This window comes from Microbacterium sp. B19(2022), from assembly GCF_012030385.1.
GTDB lineage: Bacteria > Actinomycetota > Actinomycetes > Actinomycetales > Microbacteriaceae > Microbacterium > Microbacterium oxydans_B.
Genome location: NZ_JAAUVO010000011.1, coordinates 30,672 through 48,513, shown reverse-complemented (window position 1 = coordinate 48,513; position 17,842 = coordinate 30,672). Strand labels below are relative to the sequence as shown.

Sequence of the window (17,842 nt, the reverse complement as noted above, 5' to 3'; positions counted from 1 at the left end):
ACCCTGGAGGGAACATGGCACATCTTCTCGGGGCTGAAGCCCTGCACCTCGAATATCCGACCAGGGTCGTCTTCGACTCCGTGACCCTCGGCATCGAAGAGGGTGACCGCATCGGCATCGTCGGCCGCAACGGCGACGGAAAGTCCAGCCTCCTCGGCATGCTCGCCGGCGTCAAGGAGCCGAACTCCGGCCGCGTCACGGTGCGCGGCGGCACGCGTATCGGTGTGCTCGACCAGGCCGACAACCTGCCGGACGACCTCACGATCAGCGCCGCCGTGGTCGGCGACACCCCGGAGTACGAGTGGGCGGGCGACGCGCGCATCCGCGACGTGATCGACGGGCTCCTCACCGACCTGCCGTGGGATGCCGAGATCGGCTCGCTCAGCGGTGGCCAGCGGCGTCGAGTGTCGCTCGCGAAGCTGCTCACCGGCGACTGGGACGTCATCGCCCTCGACGAGCCCACCAACCACCTCGACGTCGAGGCGATCACGTGGCTCGCCGCGCATCTCAAGAAGCGCTGGTCGCAGAACTCGGGCGCGCTCATGGTCGTGACCCACGACCGGTGGTTCCTCGACGAGATCTGCACCGAGACCTGGGAGGTGCACGACCGCATCGTCGAGCCCTTCGAGGGCGGCTACGCGGCGTACATCCTGCAGCGCGTCGAGCGCGATCGGATGGCCTCGGCGACCGAGGCGAAGCGTCAGAACCTCGCCAAGAAGGAGCTCGCGTGGCTCCGTCGCGGTGCTCCCGCCCGCACGGCGAAGCCGAAGTTCCGCATCGACGCGGCCAACGAGCTCATCGCCGACGTGCCCGAGATCCGCGACAAGGTGTCGCTGCAGTCGCTCGCGGTCTCGCGCCTCGGCAAGGACGTGGTCGACCTGCTCGACGTCGGCGTGACCTACCCGACGGCGGATGGCGGCGAGAAGGTCGTGCTGCGCGACATCGAGTGGCGCATCGCGCCGGGGGAGCGCACCGGCATCCTCGGGGTGAACGGTGCCGGCAAGTCGACGTTGCTCGGACTCATCTCCGGCACCGTCGAACCGACCGTCGGCCGCGTCAAGCGCGGGACGACCGTGAAAGTGAAGACGCTCACCCAGCGGCTCGACGAGCTCACGCAGTACTGGATAGACCCGGTGCGCGTGATCATCTCGGGGCTGCGCACCTCGTACTCGATGGGTGCCGGCTCCAAGGCGCAGGATCTCACGCCCGGGCAGCTGCTCGAGCGGCTCGGGTTCGACTCTGCCCAGCTCTCCACCCCGGTCAAGGACCTCTCGGGTGGCCAGCAGCGCCGTCTGCAGCTGCTGCTCGTGCTGCTCGACCAGCCGAACGTGCTGATCCTCGACGAGCCGACCAACGATCTCGACACCGACATGCTCGCCGCGATCGAAGACCTGCTCGACTCCTGGTCGGGCACGCTCCTGGTCGTCAGTCACGACCGGTACTTCCTCGAGCGCGTCACCGACCAGCAGTACGCGATCCTCGACGGACACCTGCGCCACCTCCCCGGCGGGGTCGACGAGTACCTGCGACTGCGCCACCTGCAGGCGTCGGCGGGCTCGAAGCAGACCGCGACGTCAGCAGCGACGGCGACGGCGACGGCAGCCGCCTCAGGTCTCGACGGTGCCGCTCTCCGCACCGCGCAGAAGGAGATCGCCTCCCTCGAACGGCGCATCCAGAAGCTGACGCAGCAGGTGAACGCCGCCAAGACCGCGCTCGCCGATCACGACCAGGCCGACTATGCGGGCCTCGGCGATCGCATGAAGAAGATCAGCGATCAGCAGGCCGAGATCGAGGAGTTGGAGCTGCGCTGGTTCGAACTCACCGAGGAGATCGGCTGACAGAGGAATATCCTTCTCCTGACGCTGTTGGGAGGTAGGGATGGAAGGCCTCGAAGTAACAGTCCTGCTCGGACTCACGATTCTCGTCGGAACCCTGATCGCCCCGCGCGTGCGTCTCGCGCTGCCCCTCGTCCTGGTCATCTTCGGGCTGCTGCTCGGCTTCGTGCCGCAGCTGCGCGAGGTGCAGCTGCCGCCCGAGACGGTGCTGCTGCTGTTCCTCCCGGTGATGCTGTTCTGGGAGAGCCTCACGACGTCGCTGCGCTCGATCCGCCGCGACTTCCGCTACATCCTCCCGATGACCACGGTGCTCGTGGTCGCGTCGGCCTTCGCGGTCGCCGGCATCGGGGTGCTGTTCGGGATGCCGTGGGAGATCGCGCTCATCCTGGGGGCCGCGGTCGCCCCGCCGGATGCCACGGCCGTCGCAGCGCTCGGGCGGTTGCTGCCGCGCCGCATGTTCATGAAGCTGAAGGCCGAGAGTCTCACCAACGACGGCACGGCGCTCGTGCTGTACGCGATCGCGGTGTCGCTCGCGCTCGGCGGCCAGATCACCCCGCTCTCGGTCACGCTCGACGTGCTGATCTCGTATGTCGGCGGGATCGGCGCCGGTGTCGCGATCGCCGGTCTGGGGTACCTGCTGCTGCGGCGCACCTCCTCGACGATCGTGATCAACGTCGCGCTGCTGCTGATCCCGTTCACGGCGTTCCTCGCGGCCGAGATGATCCACGCCTCCGGGGTGCTCGCGGTCGTGGTGGCCGGGCTCATCGTCGCCTATGTCTCGCCGCGGGTGACCACGGCATCCTCCCGCCGCCAGGCCGATGCGGCCTGGCCGTTCGGAGTGTTCCTGCTCAATGGCGCCCTGTTCGTGCTGATCGGCCTCGAGGTGCAGTACGTCGCGCACGAGATCTCGGTGGCGGCGATCGGCCGCCTCGTGCTGATCACGCTCGCGGTATGGGCGACCCTCCTGGTCGTGCGCTACGTGTTCCAGGTGCTGAACGTGCTCTTCCAGCGCCAGGGCGGCGGGCGTCCGGCGCGCGGAGCCCGGTCGCGGGCCCGCGTCGTGTCCACCGTCGCCGGCATGCGCGGTGCGGTCTCCCTCGCGATCGCGCTGTCGGTCCCCGCCACGGTCACCGACGGCGGCGCGGTCTCCGGTCGTGACGAGATCGTTTTCGTCACGGCAGGGGTCATCCTGTTGAGCCTGCTCGTGCAGGCCCCGATGCTCCCCGCACTCGTGCGCTGGGCGCGGTTCCCCGCCGACCATGTCGAGGACGAGGAGTACGAGCTCGCCGAGCGGGCGATCTCGGGTGCGGCGCTCGCGGCCCTCGACGACCTCGCCGCCGAGCACGGCATCGGGCAGGAGGTCCGCGACCGTGTGCGCACCGAGGGATACGCGATGCTCGAGTTCGCGAACGCGCGCACGCTGGCGCGCGAGCAGGCGATCGTCGACGCGGAGGCCGACGCGCTGGACGAGATGCTCGGCGAGCCCGATCCGCTGAGCGCCGGAACCGCTGATCCGACCGAAGAAGATCCGGCACCGAGCGGGGGAGTGGATCAGGCCACGGGGCCCGATGGCACCGACGGGACGGTCCTGCAGATGATCGCGACCTCGGCCGACGTCGACCTCGCGCAGCGCTCGCCGCTGGTTCGGCACGAGGAGCACACGCGCCTCAAGCTCGCCCTCATCGACCGCAAGCGCGAGGTGCTGCTCGGCCTCCGCGGCGCCGGCACCGTCGACGACATGGTCGTGCGCCGCATCTCGGCTCGCCTCGACCTCGAGCAGGTGCGTCTGCAGGGGATCGAGGAGTTCGACTGACCCGCACCCGAGCGGGCTGTGACGCCGTGTGACGACTCGATTCCGCACGTTCGAGGGTGCCTGCCTAACGTATTCGAGTCCCCCCAAGAGAGGAACTCCTTCCATGTCACGCCGCACCACTTCCGTCATCGCCGCGCTCGCCGCGGTCCCGCTCTTCGTCGCACTCGCAGGCTGCGCGACGGCATCCTCCGAAGCCGGTTCCGGCAGCGCGGGCTCGACCGAGGACAAGGTCGTCAAGATCGGCGTCGTCGGCAAGGGCGACGAGCAGTGGCCCGCATTCGTCGATGCCGCGGCCGAGGAGGGCATCACCGTCGAGCTGGTCGACTTCGGCTCCTACGAGCAGCCCAACCCGGCGCTCAGCGAGGGCGAGATCGACCTCAACCAGTTCCAGCACATCGTGTACCTCGCGGAGTACAACAACGCCTCGGGCGCGGACCTGACCCCGATCGGGTCGACCGCGATCTACCCGCTCGGCCTGTACTCGACCAAGTACGACGATGTGAAGGACATCCCGAAGGGCGAGACCGTCGCCGTCCCGGATGATGCCTCGAACCAGGCCCGTGCGCTGAACGTGCTGCAGCAGGCCGGCCTCATCGAGCTGAAGAGCGGCGGCACCCCGTACTCCGACCTCGCCGATGTGGACACCGAGAAGTCCGAGGTCAAGGTCAAGGCGCTGGAGGCCGCGATCGTTCCGACGTCGCTCCCCGACGTCGCCGCGGCGATCATCAACAACGACTTCGTGGAGCCGGCCGGTCTCTCGTTCGAGGATGCGATCGCCCAGGACGACCCTGAGGATGCCGGCGCGCTGCCGTACGTGAACATCTTCGCCGCGCGCGCCGACGATGCCGACAACGAGACGTACCTCAAGCTCGTCGAGATCTTCCAGACGAACGAAGAGGTCCAGAAGGGCCTGCTGAAGTCGTCGGGCGGCACCGCCGTGGCACTGCAGACCCCGGTCGACGACCTCGTCGCCTCGCTCGAGAAGGTCCAGAAGGACGCGGACTCGAAGAAGTAGGACGCCGGGGAATCCCCCCTTCGTCCGATGAGGGAGAATCGGGTGCCGCGAACTGCGTCACCCGATTCTTCGTTCCCGAAGCAGACCGGAGCAGCCCATGCCGATCGTCACCCTGACGAACGTCTCCAAGACCTATCCGCCTCGAACCCGTGAGGGGTCCGAGGTCGTCGCCGTCGACGACGTGTCCCTCGAGATCGAGAAGGGCGACGTGTTCGGCATCATCGGCTACTCGGGCGCCGGCAAGTCCACGCTCGTGCGGCTGATCAACGCGCTCGAGCCGGCGACGAGCGGCACCATCACGGTGGACGGCGTCGACATCACCGCGCTCAAGGAGAGCGAGCTGCGCAAGGTCCGCGGCGGCATCGGAATGATCTTCCAGCAGTTCAACCTGTTCTCCTCGCGAAGCGTCAAGGCCAACATCGCCTACCCGCTCAAGCTCGCCGGCTGGTCCAAGGACGACATCGAGAAGCGCGTCGCCGAGCTGCTCTCCTTCGTCGGCCTGGCCGACAAAGCCAAGGCCTACCCCGAACAGCTCTCCGGCGGGCAGAAGCAGCGCGTCGGCATCGCCCGCGCGCTCGCGACAGGCCCCGCGATCCTGCTCGCCGATGAGGCCACCAGCGCTCTCGACCCGCAGACCACCCACGAGGTGCTCGACCTGCTCAAGCGGGTCAACCAGGAGCAGGGCGTCACGATCGTGATCATCACGCACGAGATGGACGTCATCCAGACCATCGCCACCCGGGTCGCGGTCATGGAGAACGGTCGTGTGATCGAGCACGGCGACGTGTTCGACGTCTTCTCCTCCCCGCAGAACCCGGCATCCCAGCGCTTCGTCGGCACGGTCGTGAAGGGCGTGCCGTCGCCGGCCGAGCTCGCGGTGCTCCGCGAGCGTCACCGCGGCCGCCTGGTGACGTTCTCGTTCCGCGACGGCGACTCGTCGCAGGCGCAGGTGTTCCTCGACCTCGCCGGCGCGGGCCTCGACTTCGAGCTCGTGTTCGGCGGCATCAACGACATCCGCGGGCGCGCCTTCGGGCATCTGACCCTCGCGATCCGGGGTGACGCCGCGGCGATCGACGGCGCGCTCGCCCGCATCGCCGAACGCGTCGAAGTGACCGAGATCGCCGGAGAGGAGGCCCGCTGATGGAGCGTCTGAACGAACTGTGGCCCGAATTCTGGGCGGCCGCACTCGAGACCCTCTACATGACGTCGTTCGCGCTGGTGCTCGGCGGCATTCTCGGGCTGGCGATCGGCATCATCCTGTACGTCACGCGCCCCGGTGGACTCGCAGCGAACCGGGTCGTCTCGGTGCTCGCGAACCTCGTGGTGAACTTCTTCCGCCCGATCCCGTTCATCATCTTCCTCGTGGTCGCGCAGCCGCTGGCGCGCGCGGTCGTCGGCGTGGGTATCGGCACGACCGCCGGAGCCTTCATCATCGGTCTCGCCGCCGCGTTCGCGATCGGGCGCATCGTCGAGCAGCATCTCGTGTCGGTCTCGCCCGGAGTCATCGAGGCGGCGCGGGCGATGGGTGCCGGTCCGTGGCGCATCCTCTTCACCGTGGCCATCCCGGAGTCGCTCGGTCCGCTCATCCTCGGCTACACGTTCATCCTCGTGGCGCTGATCGACATGACGGCCATGGCGGGCCTCGTCGGCGGTGGCGGGCTCGGTGCGTTCGCGCAGATCTACGGCTTCCGGCAGTTCGAGCCGCTCGTCATGTGGGCGGCGATCGTCCTGATCGTGGTGTTCGTGCACCTGGTGCAGATGCTCGGCACGCGCCTGGCCCGCAAGGTCATGCGTCGCTGACGGGTGCTTCCTGCAGGGTGCGACGCGTGGTGAACACCCGGTCCGCGCCGCTGATCGGGTCCACGAAGCGCAGCTCGCGCGCCAGGAGCTGCAACGGGCGGTCGTAGTCGTCCGGCAGGTCTTCCTGCAGCTCGGGGTAGAAGCGGTCGTTCAGGATGCCGATGCCGAGGGCGGCGAGATGCACCCGCAGCTGGTGCATCTTGCCGCTGTGCGGGCGCAGCAGGGTGTGCAGCACGCGCTCGTCGGCGCGGATCAGCTCGACCAGCGTCTCCGAGTTCGGCTCCTTGGCGTCGTCGACCTGCACGCGCACCTGGCCGCGGAGCTTCTCGATGTTGTTGCGGTAGACGACGGGGAACGCGGGGAGAGGCCGGTCCGCGGGAAGCGCGGACACCGCCTCGTAGACCTTCTGCACCTGCCGCTTCTCGAACAGCAACTGGTAGGCGCCGCGGGTCGCGGGGCGCGTCGAGAACATCAGCAGCCCGGCGGTGGCGCGATCCAGCCGGTGGATCGGCGCGAGGTCGGCATTGTCGAGCAGATTGCGCAGCCGCACCAGCGCGGAGTTCTGCAGGAACTTGCCGCCCGGCGTGGTGGGCAGGAAGTGCGGCTTGTCGACGACGACGAGATGGTCGTCCTGGTGCAGGATCTCGATCTCGAACGGCATCCGGGTCTCGACGGCGGGTTCGCGGTAGTACCAGACGAACTCGACGCTGCCGAGTGCGGCGTCGCGGGGAACGGGAGAGCCGTCAGCCCGAACGATGTCGCCGCGGTCGAACCGCTCGAGCAGACGTTCGGGATCGAGGTGGAAGAAGCGCTCGACCATGTACGCGGCGACCGTGGGCCAGGCACCGGTGAGCGGCACGTGCAGTCGGGTCGCTCCCACGCCGTCGCGCACCGGGAGGGGAGAGGGCATGCCCATCAGTCGGCCTCCGGAGAACAGTGTCGCGGGTCGCGAACGGGATCGTTCCAGCCTAAGCGAACCGCGACGCTGTTCTCCGTCGGTCAGAGGGCGCCCGCAGCGAGCCAGTCGTCGAACGACGTCGGAGCCAGGCGAGCGTCGGGAGCGGGGAGGAGGACCTCTCCGGCGAACTCGACGCCGAGCGCGGCGTCTCGCCACGCGGCACGCAGCGGCAGCTCTCGTCCGCGCGCCGCGAGGGTGCGGCGAGCCATGTCGACCGCGTCCTCGGTGCGCGGCCCCGCGATGTCGAACGATGCGGAGAGCGGCGCTTCGACGGCGGTCGCGACCAGCGCGGCCGCGACGTCTGCCGGGGCGATCGGCTGCAGCAGGAGCGGAGGGACGATCCCCTCACCGTCGACGACGGTCCACTCCGCGATCATCGCCGGGAAGTCGTGGAACTGGGTGGCGCGCACGATCGTGAAGGGCATCGCGCCGGCGGTGACCTCGCGCTCCTGGGCGCGCTTGCCGAAGTAGTGCGGGTTTCCGGCGACGGAGTCGAGTGCGGCGATCGACAGCGCGACATGGTGGCCGACGCCCGCCTCGGTCTCGGCCGTGAGGAGGTTGCGGGTGATCGTCGCGAAGGCGTGTTCCGCCTCGGCGATGTCGGCGACCGGGGGATTGGTCGCGTCGATCACGGCATCGACATCCTCGAGCCGCTGGCGCAGACCGACGCCGGTGAGCAGATCGATTCCCTCGCCGCGGCTCAGGGAGACCGCGACGTGTCCGGCTCGCGCTAGCTCCGCCACGACTAGTCGTCCGATCCGGCCCGTTCCACCAGCCACTGCGATGCGCATGCTCACTCCTCAATCATGGATATTACGTGTCCACAATAGGGGGAGGTAGATACACTGGGCAAGTGAAACTTCCGGAGACATCCGAGTGGGTGCTGCACACGGTCGCCGTGATCGCGCAGCTCCCCGGAGGGGCGACCGTCTCCGGGGCGCAGCTGGCAGAGCACTTCGGTGTTCCGGGCCCGTACCTGTCGAAGCAGCTCGCCAAGCTCGTGCGCGCCGGCATCCTCACCGGCAGCACCGGACCCCGCGGTGGGTTCCGCCTGGCCAGGGAGCCGGAGCGCATCAGCATCCTCGACCTCGTCACCGCGGTCGACGGCGCCGCCGATCCCTACGTCTGCCGTGAGCTGCGGCAGCAGGGGCGCGGGGCGGCGCGACCCGAGGACTGCACACGGCCCTGTGCGCTCGCCGCGGTCATGCGCCGGGCACACGAGGCATGGCGAGAGTCGCTGGCGGGCGTCACCGTCGCCGAGATCGTCGCAGGTCTTCCGGTCGGCGTCCCGGAGAAGAACCGCCGGTTGCTCCTGGAACCCGCACGCTGAGACAGCGGCGCGGCGAGCTCAGGAGCAGCCGCTCACGTGTCGAAGCTCAGACTCAGCTTGCGCAGCAGTCCGGCGAGGCGATCCCGGTCCGAGCGCGAGAGCGCCTGCAGCAGGTCGGCCTCCACGTCGACGAGGCGGGTGATGGCGGCGTCCACCCGGATGCGTCCGTCGTCGGTCAGGATCACCAGCACGCTGCGTCCGTCGCCGGGGTCGGCCTCGCGGCGCACGAATCGGCGGCCGACCAGTCGGTCGATCCGGTTGGTCATCGTGCCGCTCGAGACCAGGGTCTGCTGCAGCAACTGCTTGGGGGAGAGCTGGAACGGCGCGCCTGCGCGGCGCAGGGCCGAGAGCACGTCCCACTCCCAGTGCTCCAGGTCGCTGCGGCGGAACACGTCGCGGCGGGCGCGGTCCAGATGGCGCGAGAGGCGGTCCATCCGGGAGAGCACCTCGAGGGGTGAGAAGTCGAGGTCGGGACGCTGCGTGTTCCACGCGCCGACGATCCGGTCGACCTCATCCACCTCGCTCATCCGCCCATTATCGCGTGTGCGGGTCGTGCGCGACGGACGCCTCCGGCAGGTCGAGGGTCATGAAGGTGCTGTACGGGTCCGGGAGGTAACGACCGAACGGACCCGATTCACGGAACCCGACCGCCGCATACATCCCGCGTGCGGGGATGAAGAAGTCGTCGCTGCCGGTCTCGAGCGAGAGTCGGCGGATGCCGCGCTCCTGCGCATCGGCGAGGAGGAAGGCCAGCATCGACTTCCCGAGCCCTCGGCCGCGCAGCGCCGGATCGGTGCGCATCGACTTGAGCTCCTCGTGGCCGTCTTCGACCGTGACCAGCGCGCCGGTGGCGACGGGGCGGTCGTCGATCGAGCCGGCGAAGAGCCGGACACCGGGGGCGAGCAGGCGCTCGAAGACCAGCGCATGACGGCTCTCCGCGGGCGCGGTGTGCTCCAACTCGGCGTGGTGGGCGACCAGGAATTCTGCGAGGGCCGGGGTCGCCGTCTCGACCCTTTCGATCACGATGCTCATGGTGTCAGCATTCCAGAGCAGTGTTTCCGAACCATGACGGCGCAGGGCGGCCGTCATCCGCGCACATCGGAACACAGGCCGGAGCATGGCAGACTTGACCCCGCGGTGCCCTCCTGGGCGGCGCGGTCCGCCGTGGTGTAATGGCAGCACGACAGCCTTTGGAGCTGTTAGGTCTAGGTTCGAGTCCTGGCGGCGGAGCATGACTGGGAACAATCTCGCCATCATCGTCCTCGCTGCGGGCCAGGGCACACGCATGAAATCGCGTCTGCCCAAGGTGCTGCACCCGATCGGCGGACGTCCTCTGGTGGGGCACGTGCTCACCACCGCGGGGCGGCTGCACGCCGCGCACGTCGAGGTGGTCGTGCGACACGAGCGCGATCAGGTCGTCGCCGCCCTCACGAAGGACTACCCCGACGCGGTGTTCGTCGACCAGGACGACGTGCCGGGAACCGGGCGGGCCGTGCAGGTGGCGGTCGACGCCCTTCCCGGCGACTTCGAGGGCGATGTGCTCGTGCTCTCCGGAGACTGCCCGCTCGCCGATGCCGACACGCTCTCCGCGTTCGTGGAGGAGCACCGTGCGTCCGGTGCGCCGGCCACGCTGATGACCGCACTGGTCGACGACCCGACGGGTTACGGACGCGTCGTCCGCGATGCCGACGGTGGGGTCGACCGCATCGTCGAGCAGAAGGACGCGAGTGCGGAAGAAGCCGCCGTCCGCGAGATCAACGCCGGGATGTACGTGTTCCGGGCCTCGACGCTGCGCACCTACCTGCCGCAGCTCAGTCTCGACAACGCGCAGGGCGAGATGTACCTGACCGATGTGCCCGGCCTGCTCCGCCGCGACGGCGACCGGGTGGCGGCATCCGTCGTCTCCGACATCTCGGTGACGTTCGGGGTGAACGACCGTGCACAGCTGACCGAGGTCGGTCGCCTGCTCAACCAGCGCATCGTGCGTCGCTGGCAGCTCGAGGGCGTCACCGTCATCGACCCGAACACCACCTGGATCGACGACGACGCGAAGCTCTCGCCCGACGTCACGCTCCTTCCGAACACCCACATCCTGGGTGCCACGTTCATCGCCGCAGGCGCCGTGATCGGACCCGACACGACCCTCGTCGACTGCGAGGTCGGCGAGGACGCGACCGTCCGTCGCACGGATGCCACCCTCGCCGTGATCGGCGCGGAGGCCACGGTCGGCCCGTTCTCGTTCCTCCGCGCCGGCACCGTCCTCGGCGCCAAGGGCAAGATCGGGGCCTACGTCGAGACGAAGAACGCCGAGATCGGCGAGGGCAGCAAGGTCCCGCACCTCTCCTACGTCGGCGACGCCACGATCGGCCGCGGCGTCAACCTCGGTGCGAGCACCATCACGGCGAACTACGACGACGTGAACAAGCACCGCACCGAGATCGGCGACGAGGTGCACACCGGCTCGCACACGGTGCTCGTCGCGCCCGTTAGGCTGGGAGCTGGCGCGAAGACCGGCGCCGGCGCGGTCGTCCGCAAGGATGTCCCGGCCGGAGCACTGGCCATGACCGTCGCACCCCAGCGCAACATCGAAGGCTGGGTCGCGAAGAACAGAGCAGGGACGGGCGCGGCGGATGCTGCGTCCCGCGAGAATTCGGCGGAATAGGCGGAGCATGGCGCGCAAGAAGAAGACGGTCGATCTGGATCGCGACAACGGCGTGGCTCCCGGCATCATCGCGAAGACCAAGAAGCGACTCGTCGTCGCGGGCGGGCGTTCGCACCCGGCGCTCACGGCGGCCGTCGCCGAAGCGCTCGGCACGGAGATCGCCCCCGTCGAGCACCGCACATTCGCCTCGGGTGAGATCTACGCGCGCTTCGAGGTCTCGATCCGCGGTGTCGATCTCTTCCTGATCCAGACGTTCGGCGAGCCGGTCAACGAGTGGCTCATGGAGACGCTCATCATGATCGATGCCGCCAAGCGCGCCTCGGCCAAGCGCATCACCGTCGTCGCCCCGTACTATCCGTATTCGCGTCAGGACAAGAAGGGCCGCGGTCGGGAGCCGATCAGTGCCCGCCTCGTCGCCGACCTGCTGAAGACGGCCGGTGCCGATCGCGTCATGAGCGTCGATCTGCACGCGGCGCAGATCCAGGGCTTCTTCGACGGGCCCGTCGACCACCTGTTCGCCAAGCCCGTGCTGCTGGACTACTTCCAGCGCACGCTCTCGCCGGCAGACCGCGAGATCCTCACGGTCGTCTCGCCCGACATGGGTCGTGTGCGCGTCGCCGACACCTGGTCGGACAGCCTCGGCGCCCCGCTCGCGATCATCCACAAGCGCCGTGACCCGAAGGTGGCCAACCAGGTCTCCGTGCACGAGATCGTCGGAACCGTCGAGGGGCGCACCTGCCTCCTCGTCGACGACATGATCGACACCGGTGGCACGATCGTCAAGGCCGCCCAGGCGCTCAAGGCGGCCGGGGCGCACCGTGTGATCGTCGCGGCGACCCATGCGATCTTCAGTGACCCGGCATCCGATCGCCTGCAGGACTCGTCGATCGACGAGGTGGTCATCACCGACACGATCCCGCTCACCGAGTCGCGCCGATGGAACAACCTCACGATCCTCCCGATCGCGCCGCTGCTCGCCCGCGCCATCCACGAGGTCTTCGAAGACGGCTCCGTGACGAGCATGTTCGGCGGCGACGCGTAACGCATCGTCACGGCACAGCCCGCGCATAGACGCGGTGCTTACGGTCGAAGGGTCGGCGATCCCGTCGACAGACACCGCGCCGGGAGGACCAGCATGATCCGCACGACCGTACCGACCTCTGTCCGCAAGGGATCCGCGATCCTCGGGATCGCGGGACTGTTCGTCCTCGCCGGCTGCTCCGGCCCCGCCGACGCGGGTGACGCCTCGAACGGCACCGGCAGCACGCCGGATGCCGGTTCGTCGGAGTCCTCCGGTGGAGACGCCACCGCCACCTACGCCGACGGGACCTACACGGCCGACGGTTCGTACCAGACGCCCGAGACCGTCGAGCAGATCTCCGTCACGCTGACCCTCGCCGACGGCGTCGTGACCGACGTCGAGGTCACGGGCGACCCGCAGGCCCCCGAGACCGAGCAGTATCAGGGTCAGTTCATCGACGGCATCGCCGACGAGGTCGAGGGCAAGTCGATCGATGACCTGAACGTCAGCCGGGTCGCCGGCTCCTCGCTCACCAGCGGCGGATTCAACGACGCCGTCGAGTCGATCAAGGAGCAGGCGGCCGCCTAGGCGCCTGAGCCCGCATGGCGAGCTGGCGCTTCGAGGCGATCGGAACGCACTGGGAGATCGAGACGACCGATCCGCTCGCGGACACCGTGCGTGCGGCGGTCGACGCCGAGATCGAGCGCTTCGACCGCGAGTGGTCGCGGTTCCGCGCCGACTCGGACGTGACACGGCTCGGCCGGGAGGGCGGTTCTTTCGCCTCGCGGGACGCCGGTCCGATGCTCGATGCGTACCGCGAGCTCTCGGCGGCGACGGGCAGCGCCGTCAACCCGCTCGTGGCGGTCAGTCTCGAAGCGCTCGGGTACGACGCGGGCTATTCGCTCGTCGGCGGTGACCCGGTGCGTGCTCCGGAGGCCTGGCGGGCGCAGGTGTCGTGGACGACCGGCGAGGTCGCGGCATCTGCCCCTGCCCTCCTCGACGTCGGCGCCCTCGGCAAGGGGCGACTGGTCGACCTCGTGATGGACATGCTCGGGGACGTTCCAGGCGATGTGGTGGTCGATGCCGGCGGCGACATCCGGGTGCGGGGTGCCGGTGTGCGGATCGGGCTCGAGCATCCGTACGACGCGACCAAGGCGATCGGCGTCGTCGAGGTGCGCGACCAGGCGCTGTGCGCCTCCGCGGTGAACCGGCGGGCGTGGGGGAGCGGACTGCACCACGTGCTCGACGCCCGCACCGGGCTGCCGGTGCGCACGTGGGCGGCGACCTGGGCGCTGGCCCCCGGCGCGATGACGGCGGATGCCGTCTCGACCGCGCTGTTCTTCGACGGCGGACCGGAGCTCGCCGGCGCCTGGGGTGTGGAATGGGTGAGGATGAGCACCGACGGCCGGGTGCAGCGCTCGCCCGGCTGCCCCGCGGAACTGTTCATCGCGGGGGCGAACACGCGCCCCGCGGCGCCGAACTAGGGAAGAGTGGAGAACGTGATCACCTCATTCGCCGCCGCACGACAGCGGGTCCTCGCGGTCCTGGGGTCACTGTCGATGTATCGCCTCGTGCTGTTCGCCCTGATCGCCCTCGCCGTGATCGCGTTCGCGCTCTCGCTGCTCGGGGTGATCGTCTCGCCCACGCCGCTCGAGATGGTGGCGTCGTTCCTGGTGCTCGCGATCGTGATCTCGGCCGTCGATGCCGTCGCCCAGCGCATCCTGCGGCTCCCGTGGCGCATCGAATCCTCCCTCGTCACGGCGCTCATCCTGCTGTTCGTGCTCCGCCCCGGCGTCGAGCTCGGCGCCCTTCTCGGGCTCGCCCTCGCCGGAGCCGTCGCGAGCGTGTCGAAGTACCTGATCGCGTGGCGCGGTCGACACATCTTCAACCCGGCGGCGTTCGGTGCGGCCGTCGTCTCGATCCTCGGCGCCTTCGGGGCGTTCGAGTGGCTGGGCACCTCGTCGTCCTGGTGGGTCGGGACTCCGGTGCTGACCATCCCCGTGCTCATCCTGGGTCTCGCGGTGCTGTGGCGCACCGAGAAGGTGCGGGTGGTGCTGGTCTTCGTGCTGGTCGCCGTCGCCACCTCGGTCGTGCGCCAGGCCGTGCAGGCCGTGCAGTTCGACATCGGATTCGACGTGCTCACCGCGCTGCAGTTCGCGGTGCTGCAGTCGCCGTTCCTGTTCCTCGGGGCGTTCATGCTCTCCGAGCCGCTCACGCTTCCGCCGCGTCGCCGCCAGCAGCTCGTGGTGGCCGTCGTGGTGGGTCTTCTCGCGGGATGGCCGATCTCGGTCGCCGGCCTGTTCACGCTCGGCCAGGAGCGCGCGCTCCTGATCGGGAACCTGGTCGCGTTCGCCTTCGCGCTGCGCGGGTCCGTGCGGCTCGTGCTCGAGCGGCGTGAATTCATCACCCCGACCGCGCAGGAGCTGACCTTCCGTGCCAGGGGCCGGGTCCGGTTCCTGCCGGGTCAGTACCTCGAGCTGGACGTCCCGCATCACCGCCCCGACGCGCGCGGCACCCGGCGGGAGTTCAGCATCGTGTCGGCACCGGCAGATCTGCCGACGCTGCGCATCGCCTACAAGAACGGCGACCAGAAGCATCCTTCGAGCTACAAGCGGGCTCTCGCCGCTGCGGAGCCGGGCGCGACGTTCGCGGTCACGGGCACCTGGGGAGACTTCATCCTGCCGCGCAGCGATCACCCGGTGCTGATGGTCGCCGCGGGTATCGGCGTCACGCCGTTCGTGTCCCAGCTGCGGCAGCTCCAGGCCGCGGGGCAGCAGCGCGACGTGGTGCTCGTGTACGTGGCATCCGAGGCGTCCGAGCTCGCCTTCCGCGATGAGCTCGCCGCGACCGGCGTGCGCACGGTCGTGTTCACCCGCGACGAGCCGCTCGACCTGCCCGCGCACTGGACCTGGGCGCAGGGCGCACGACTGGATGCCGAGACACTGGAGCGCACGGTCCCCGACCTCGGCAGCCGCCACGCGTTCATCTCCGGGCCCCCGCGCCTGATCGCCGACCTCGCTCCCGCGCTGCAGAAGGCCCGCGCCCTCACGACCGACGCCTTCGCCGGCTACTGATCCGGCTCCCGGCCGGCCGTCAGGCTTCGGACGCGTCGTCTTCGGCGGTCGTGGCCGCGGGGTTGACCGGGATGCGTACGGTGAAGGTGGTGTCGCCGGGCTCGCTGGCCACGGAGATCGTTCCGTGGTGACCCTCGACGATGGCCTTGACGATCGCGAGGCCCAGTCCGGTCCCTCCGGTCTGGCGCGCCCGGGAGCTGTCGCCGCGGGCGAAGCGCGCGAAGAGCTCATCGCGGATGGCGGGGTCGATGCCGGGACCGTCATCGTGCACGCGCAGCACGGCGTCGTCACCCTCCCGCGCGACGCTCAGGGTGATCCTGGTGCCCGCCGGCGTGTGTGTCCGGGCGTTCGCGAGAAGGTTCGCGACGACCTGGTGCATCCGGCCCGCATCGCCGACGACCGTGACGGGCTCGTCCGGCACCTCGATGCTCCAGTGGTGGTCGGCGGCCGTCGGTCGAGCGTCCGAGAGTCCTTCGAGAGCCAGCTGGGTGAGGTCGACGGTGCCGTAGACCAGCTCCTGCCCCTCGTCGAGCCGTGCGAGCAGCAGCAGGTCCTCGACGAGACGGGTCATCCGCAGCGACTGCGCCTGGATGCGCTCCAGCGATGAGGTCGTGCTCTCGATGACCTCGGGCCCCTGCTCCGCGGCCGGATGCCGGTGCAGTGCGCGCAGCGACAGTTCGGAGTACCCGCGGATGGAGGCGAGTGGCGTGCGCAGCTCATGACTGGCATCGGCGACGAACCGGCGCATCCGCTCCTCGTTCTTCTGTCGCGAGGCCAGCGAGGCGTTGACGTGGTCGAGGAGTTTGTTCAGTGAGGCGCCGACCAGGCCGGTCTCGGTGCGCGGATCGGCTTCGGATGCCGGCACCCGCTCGGTGATCGTGACCTCGCCCCGATCGAGCTGCTGATTCGCGACCCGGGTCGCGGTGACCGCGACGGCGCGGAGCGGGCGCAGGCTCACCCGGATGGTGATCGCGGTCGTGAGCGCCAGCAGGATCAGACCGCCGATCGTGGCGAGGGCGATCACGGTGAGCAACTGCGTGAGCTGGCTCTGGATCTCATCGCGGGGGAGCCCGGTCACGGCGAGGACGCCGTTGGTCGAGGGCAGTGCCATGACCCGATACGAGCCGAGGTCGGTGAGGGAGACCGTGGCGACGGACGTGCCCTTCAGCGCGGCGGCGATCTCGCTCAGCTGCTCGCCGGTCAGCGGCTGCAGGGTGCCCCTGAGCTCGTCGGCGGCGGTGCTCTTCACGAGCGAACCGCTGAAGCCGGTCACGGGGCTCGAGACGACGAACAGGAGCCCGGCCGGCGGCGAGTAGCGGCCGGCCAGAAGCACGTTCTGCGCGGTCGCCGAAGAGGGGTCGAAGGCCTCGGTGACGCTCACCAGCGCGTGCGCGCTGTTGTTCAGCTTCTGGTCGAGCTGGTCCTCCATGGTCTTGCCCAGCGTCGCGCTGGTGATGACGGCGACGATGATGAGGATCAGCGACACGAACCCGATCACGGCGGTCATCAGCCGTGTCTGCAGGCTCATCGGCCGTCTCATCATCGTCGCTGAGCTCACTGCGGAGCCTTGATCATGTAGCCGACGCCGCGGACGGTGTGCAGCAGCGGCGTGCGGCCGGCGTCGATCTTCTTGCGCAAGTACGAGATGTACAGCTCGACGACCGAGGACTTGCCGCCGAAGTCGTAGCTCCAGACCCGGTCGAGGATCTGGGCCTTCGACAGCACCCGTCGCTCGTTGCGCATGAGGTAGCGGAGCAGCTCGAACTCGGTCGCGGTCAGCTCGATCTCGGTGCCGTCGCGCACGACCTCGTGGCTGTCCTCGTTGAGCGTGAGGTCGGCGACGCGCAGGATCGACTGTCCGTCGTCGGTGGTCGCGTGCCCGGTGCGGCGGATGATCGCGCGCAGTCGGGCGATGACCTCCTCCAGGCTGAACGGCTTGGTGACGTAGTCGTCGCCGCCCGCGGTGAGTCCGGCGACGCGGTCGCCCACGGCATCCTTGGCGGTGAGGAACAGCACCGGGACGAGGTTGCCCGACTCGCGCAGCCGCTTCAACACCGACATGCCGTCGAGGTCGGGCATCATGATGTCGAGCACGAGCGCGTCGGGCTCGAAGTCGCGGGCGACCTGGAGTGCCTCCATGCCGGAGGAGGCCGTGCGCACCTCCCAGCCCTCCATGCGCAGGGCCATCGCGAGCAGGTCGGTCAGCATCTGCTCGTCGTCGACGGCGAGGATGCGCAGGGGGGTGCCGTCGGGGCGGCGCAGTTCGGGCAGGTCGCTGGTCATGTCCCTATTCTGCGGAATCTCCTATGTAATTTCTATGGAGATCGCTATGTG

Annotated in this window: 17 protein-coding genes and 1 tRNA gene; 12 read left to right on the top strand and 6 right to left on the bottom strand. The window is 69.3% G+C overall.

Annotated elements, in window-relative coordinates; genetic code table 11:
- Positions 1–14: 14 nt before the first annotated feature.
- The 5 genes from HCX50_RS11695 to HCX50_RS11675 all read left to right on the top strand — a co-directional run bounded on the left by HCX50_RS11695 (position 15) and on the right by HCX50_RS11675 (position 6,463).
- Positions 15–1,838, top strand: a complete 1,824-nt coding sequence (locus HCX50_RS11695) for an ABC-F family ATP-binding cassette domain-containing protein (RefSeq protein WP_167634507.1) — start codon at positions 15–17, stop codon at positions 1,836–1,838.
- A 40-nt stretch (positions 1,839–1,878) separates the two neighbouring features.
- The gene (locus tag HCX50_RS11690) at positions 1,879–3,648 is read left to right on the top strand and encodes a Na+/H+ antiporter (RefSeq protein ID WP_167634506.1); all 1,770 of its coding nucleotides are present in this window, start codon (positions 1,879–1,881) and stop codon (positions 3,646–3,648) included.
- Between the two features lie 103 nt (positions 3,649–3,751).
- Complete coding sequence (locus HCX50_RS11685) at positions 3,752–4,663, top strand: MetQ/NlpA family ABC transporter substrate-binding protein (RefSeq protein WP_091030962.1); 912 nt, start codon at positions 3,752–3,754, stop codon at positions 4,661–4,663.
- Between the two features lie 97 nt (positions 4,664–4,760).
- Positions 4,761–5,804, top strand: coding sequence for a methionine ABC transporter ATP-binding protein (locus HCX50_RS11680; protein ID WP_167634505.1), 1,044 nt, complete (start codon positions 4,761–4,763; stop codon positions 5,802–5,804).
- Entirely contained in the window at positions 5,804–6,463 is a 660-nt protein-coding gene (locus HCX50_RS11675; protein WP_091030955.1) for a methionine ABC transporter permease, read from the top strand. The genes HCX50_RS11680 and HCX50_RS11675 overlap by 1 nt, the downstream gene beginning before the upstream one ends.
- Here the strand turns inward: HCX50_RS11675 and HCX50_RS11670 are convergent.
- Entirely contained in the window at positions 6,450–7,373 is a 924-nt protein-coding gene (locus HCX50_RS11670; RefSeq protein ID WP_205829051.1) for a pseudouridine synthase, read from the bottom strand. The two genes, HCX50_RS11675 and HCX50_RS11670, sit on opposite strands and share 14 nt — an antisense overlap.
- A gap of 89 nt (positions 7,374–7,462) precedes the next feature.
- Entirely contained in the window at positions 7,463–8,212 is a 750-nt protein-coding gene (locus HCX50_RS11665) for an SDR family oxidoreductase (protein WP_167634503.1), read from the bottom strand.
- Positions 8,213–8,274: 62 nt separating this feature from the next.
- Between HCX50_RS11665 and HCX50_RS11660 the strand changes: the two genes are divergently transcribed.
- Positions 8,275–8,751 (top strand): RrF2 family transcriptional regulator, encoded by a 477-nt coding sequence (locus HCX50_RS11660; RefSeq protein WP_091030945.1) that lies wholly within the window; start codon positions 8,275–8,277, stop codon positions 8,749–8,751.
- Positions 8,752–8,783: 32 nt separating this feature from the next.
- Here the strand turns inward: HCX50_RS11660 and HCX50_RS11655 are convergent, their stop codons facing one another.
- A complete protein-coding gene (locus tag HCX50_RS11655; RefSeq protein ID WP_091030941.1) occupies positions 8,784–9,278 on the bottom strand; it encodes a MarR family winged helix-turn-helix transcriptional regulator in 495 nt (164 codons plus the stop codon).
- Between the two features lie 7 nt (positions 9,279–9,285).
- Positions 9,286–9,783 carry a GNAT family N-acetyltransferase gene (locus HCX50_RS11650; RefSeq protein ID WP_091031289.1) on the bottom strand — a complete coding sequence of 166 codons (498 nt, stop codon included), beginning with the start codon at positions 9,781–9,783 and terminating at the stop codon, positions 9,286–9,288.
- A gap of 126 nt (positions 9,784–9,909) precedes the next feature.
- On the opposite strand from HCX50_RS11650, the gene HCX50_RS11645 reads away from it, so the two are divergent.
- The 6 genes from HCX50_RS11645 (at position 9,910) to HCX50_RS11620 (ending at position 15,508) form a co-directional block, all read left to right on the top strand.
- Positions 9,910–9,981, top strand: a tRNA-Gln gene (locus HCX50_RS11645).
- A 1-nt stretch (position 9,982) separates the two neighbouring features.
- Positions 9,983–11,413, top strand: coding sequence for a bifunctional UDP-N-acetylglucosamine diphosphorylase/glucosamine-1-phosphate N-acetyltransferase GlmU (gene glmU, locus HCX50_RS11640; RefSeq protein ID WP_167634502.1), 1,431 nt, complete (start codon positions 9,983–9,985; stop codon positions 11,411–11,413).
- Positions 11,414–11,420: 7 nt separating this feature from the next.
- A complete protein-coding gene (locus tag HCX50_RS11635) occupies positions 11,421–12,455 on the top strand; it encodes a ribose-phosphate diphosphokinase (RefSeq protein WP_091030934.1) in 1,035 nt (344 codons plus the stop codon).
- A gap of 93 nt (positions 12,456–12,548) precedes the next feature.
- Positions 12,549–13,022 (top strand): FMN-binding protein, encoded by a 474-nt coding sequence (locus HCX50_RS11630; protein ID WP_167634501.1) that lies wholly within the window; start codon positions 12,549–12,551, stop codon positions 13,020–13,022.
- 14 nt (positions 13,023–13,036) lie between these two features.
- Positions 13,037–13,918, top strand: coding sequence for an FAD:protein FMN transferase (locus HCX50_RS11625; RefSeq protein WP_167634500.1), 882 nt, complete (start codon positions 13,037–13,039; stop codon positions 13,916–13,918).
- A 15-nt stretch (positions 13,919–13,933) separates the two neighbouring features.
- On the top strand, positions 13,934–15,508 hold the full coding sequence (locus tag HCX50_RS11620) for a flavodoxin reductase (protein WP_091031287.1): 1,575 nt from the start codon (positions 13,934–13,936) through the stop codon (positions 15,506–15,508).
- 19 nt (positions 15,509–15,527) lie between these two features.
- Here HCX50_RS11620 and HCX50_RS11615 read toward each other — a convergent pair whose 3' ends face one another.
- The gene (locus tag HCX50_RS11615; RefSeq protein ID WP_167634499.1) at positions 15,528–17,036 is read right to left on the bottom strand and encodes a sensor histidine kinase; all 1,509 of its coding nucleotides are present in this window, start codon (positions 17,034–17,036) and stop codon (positions 15,528–15,530) included.
- A gap of 26 nt (positions 17,037–17,062) precedes the next feature.
- Positions 17,063–17,791 carry a response regulator transcription factor gene (locus HCX50_RS11610; RefSeq protein ID WP_091030915.1) on the bottom strand — a complete coding sequence of 243 codons (729 nt, stop codon included), beginning with the start codon at positions 17,789–17,791 and terminating at the stop codon, positions 17,063–17,065.
- Positions 17,792–17,842 lie beyond the last annotated feature (51 nt).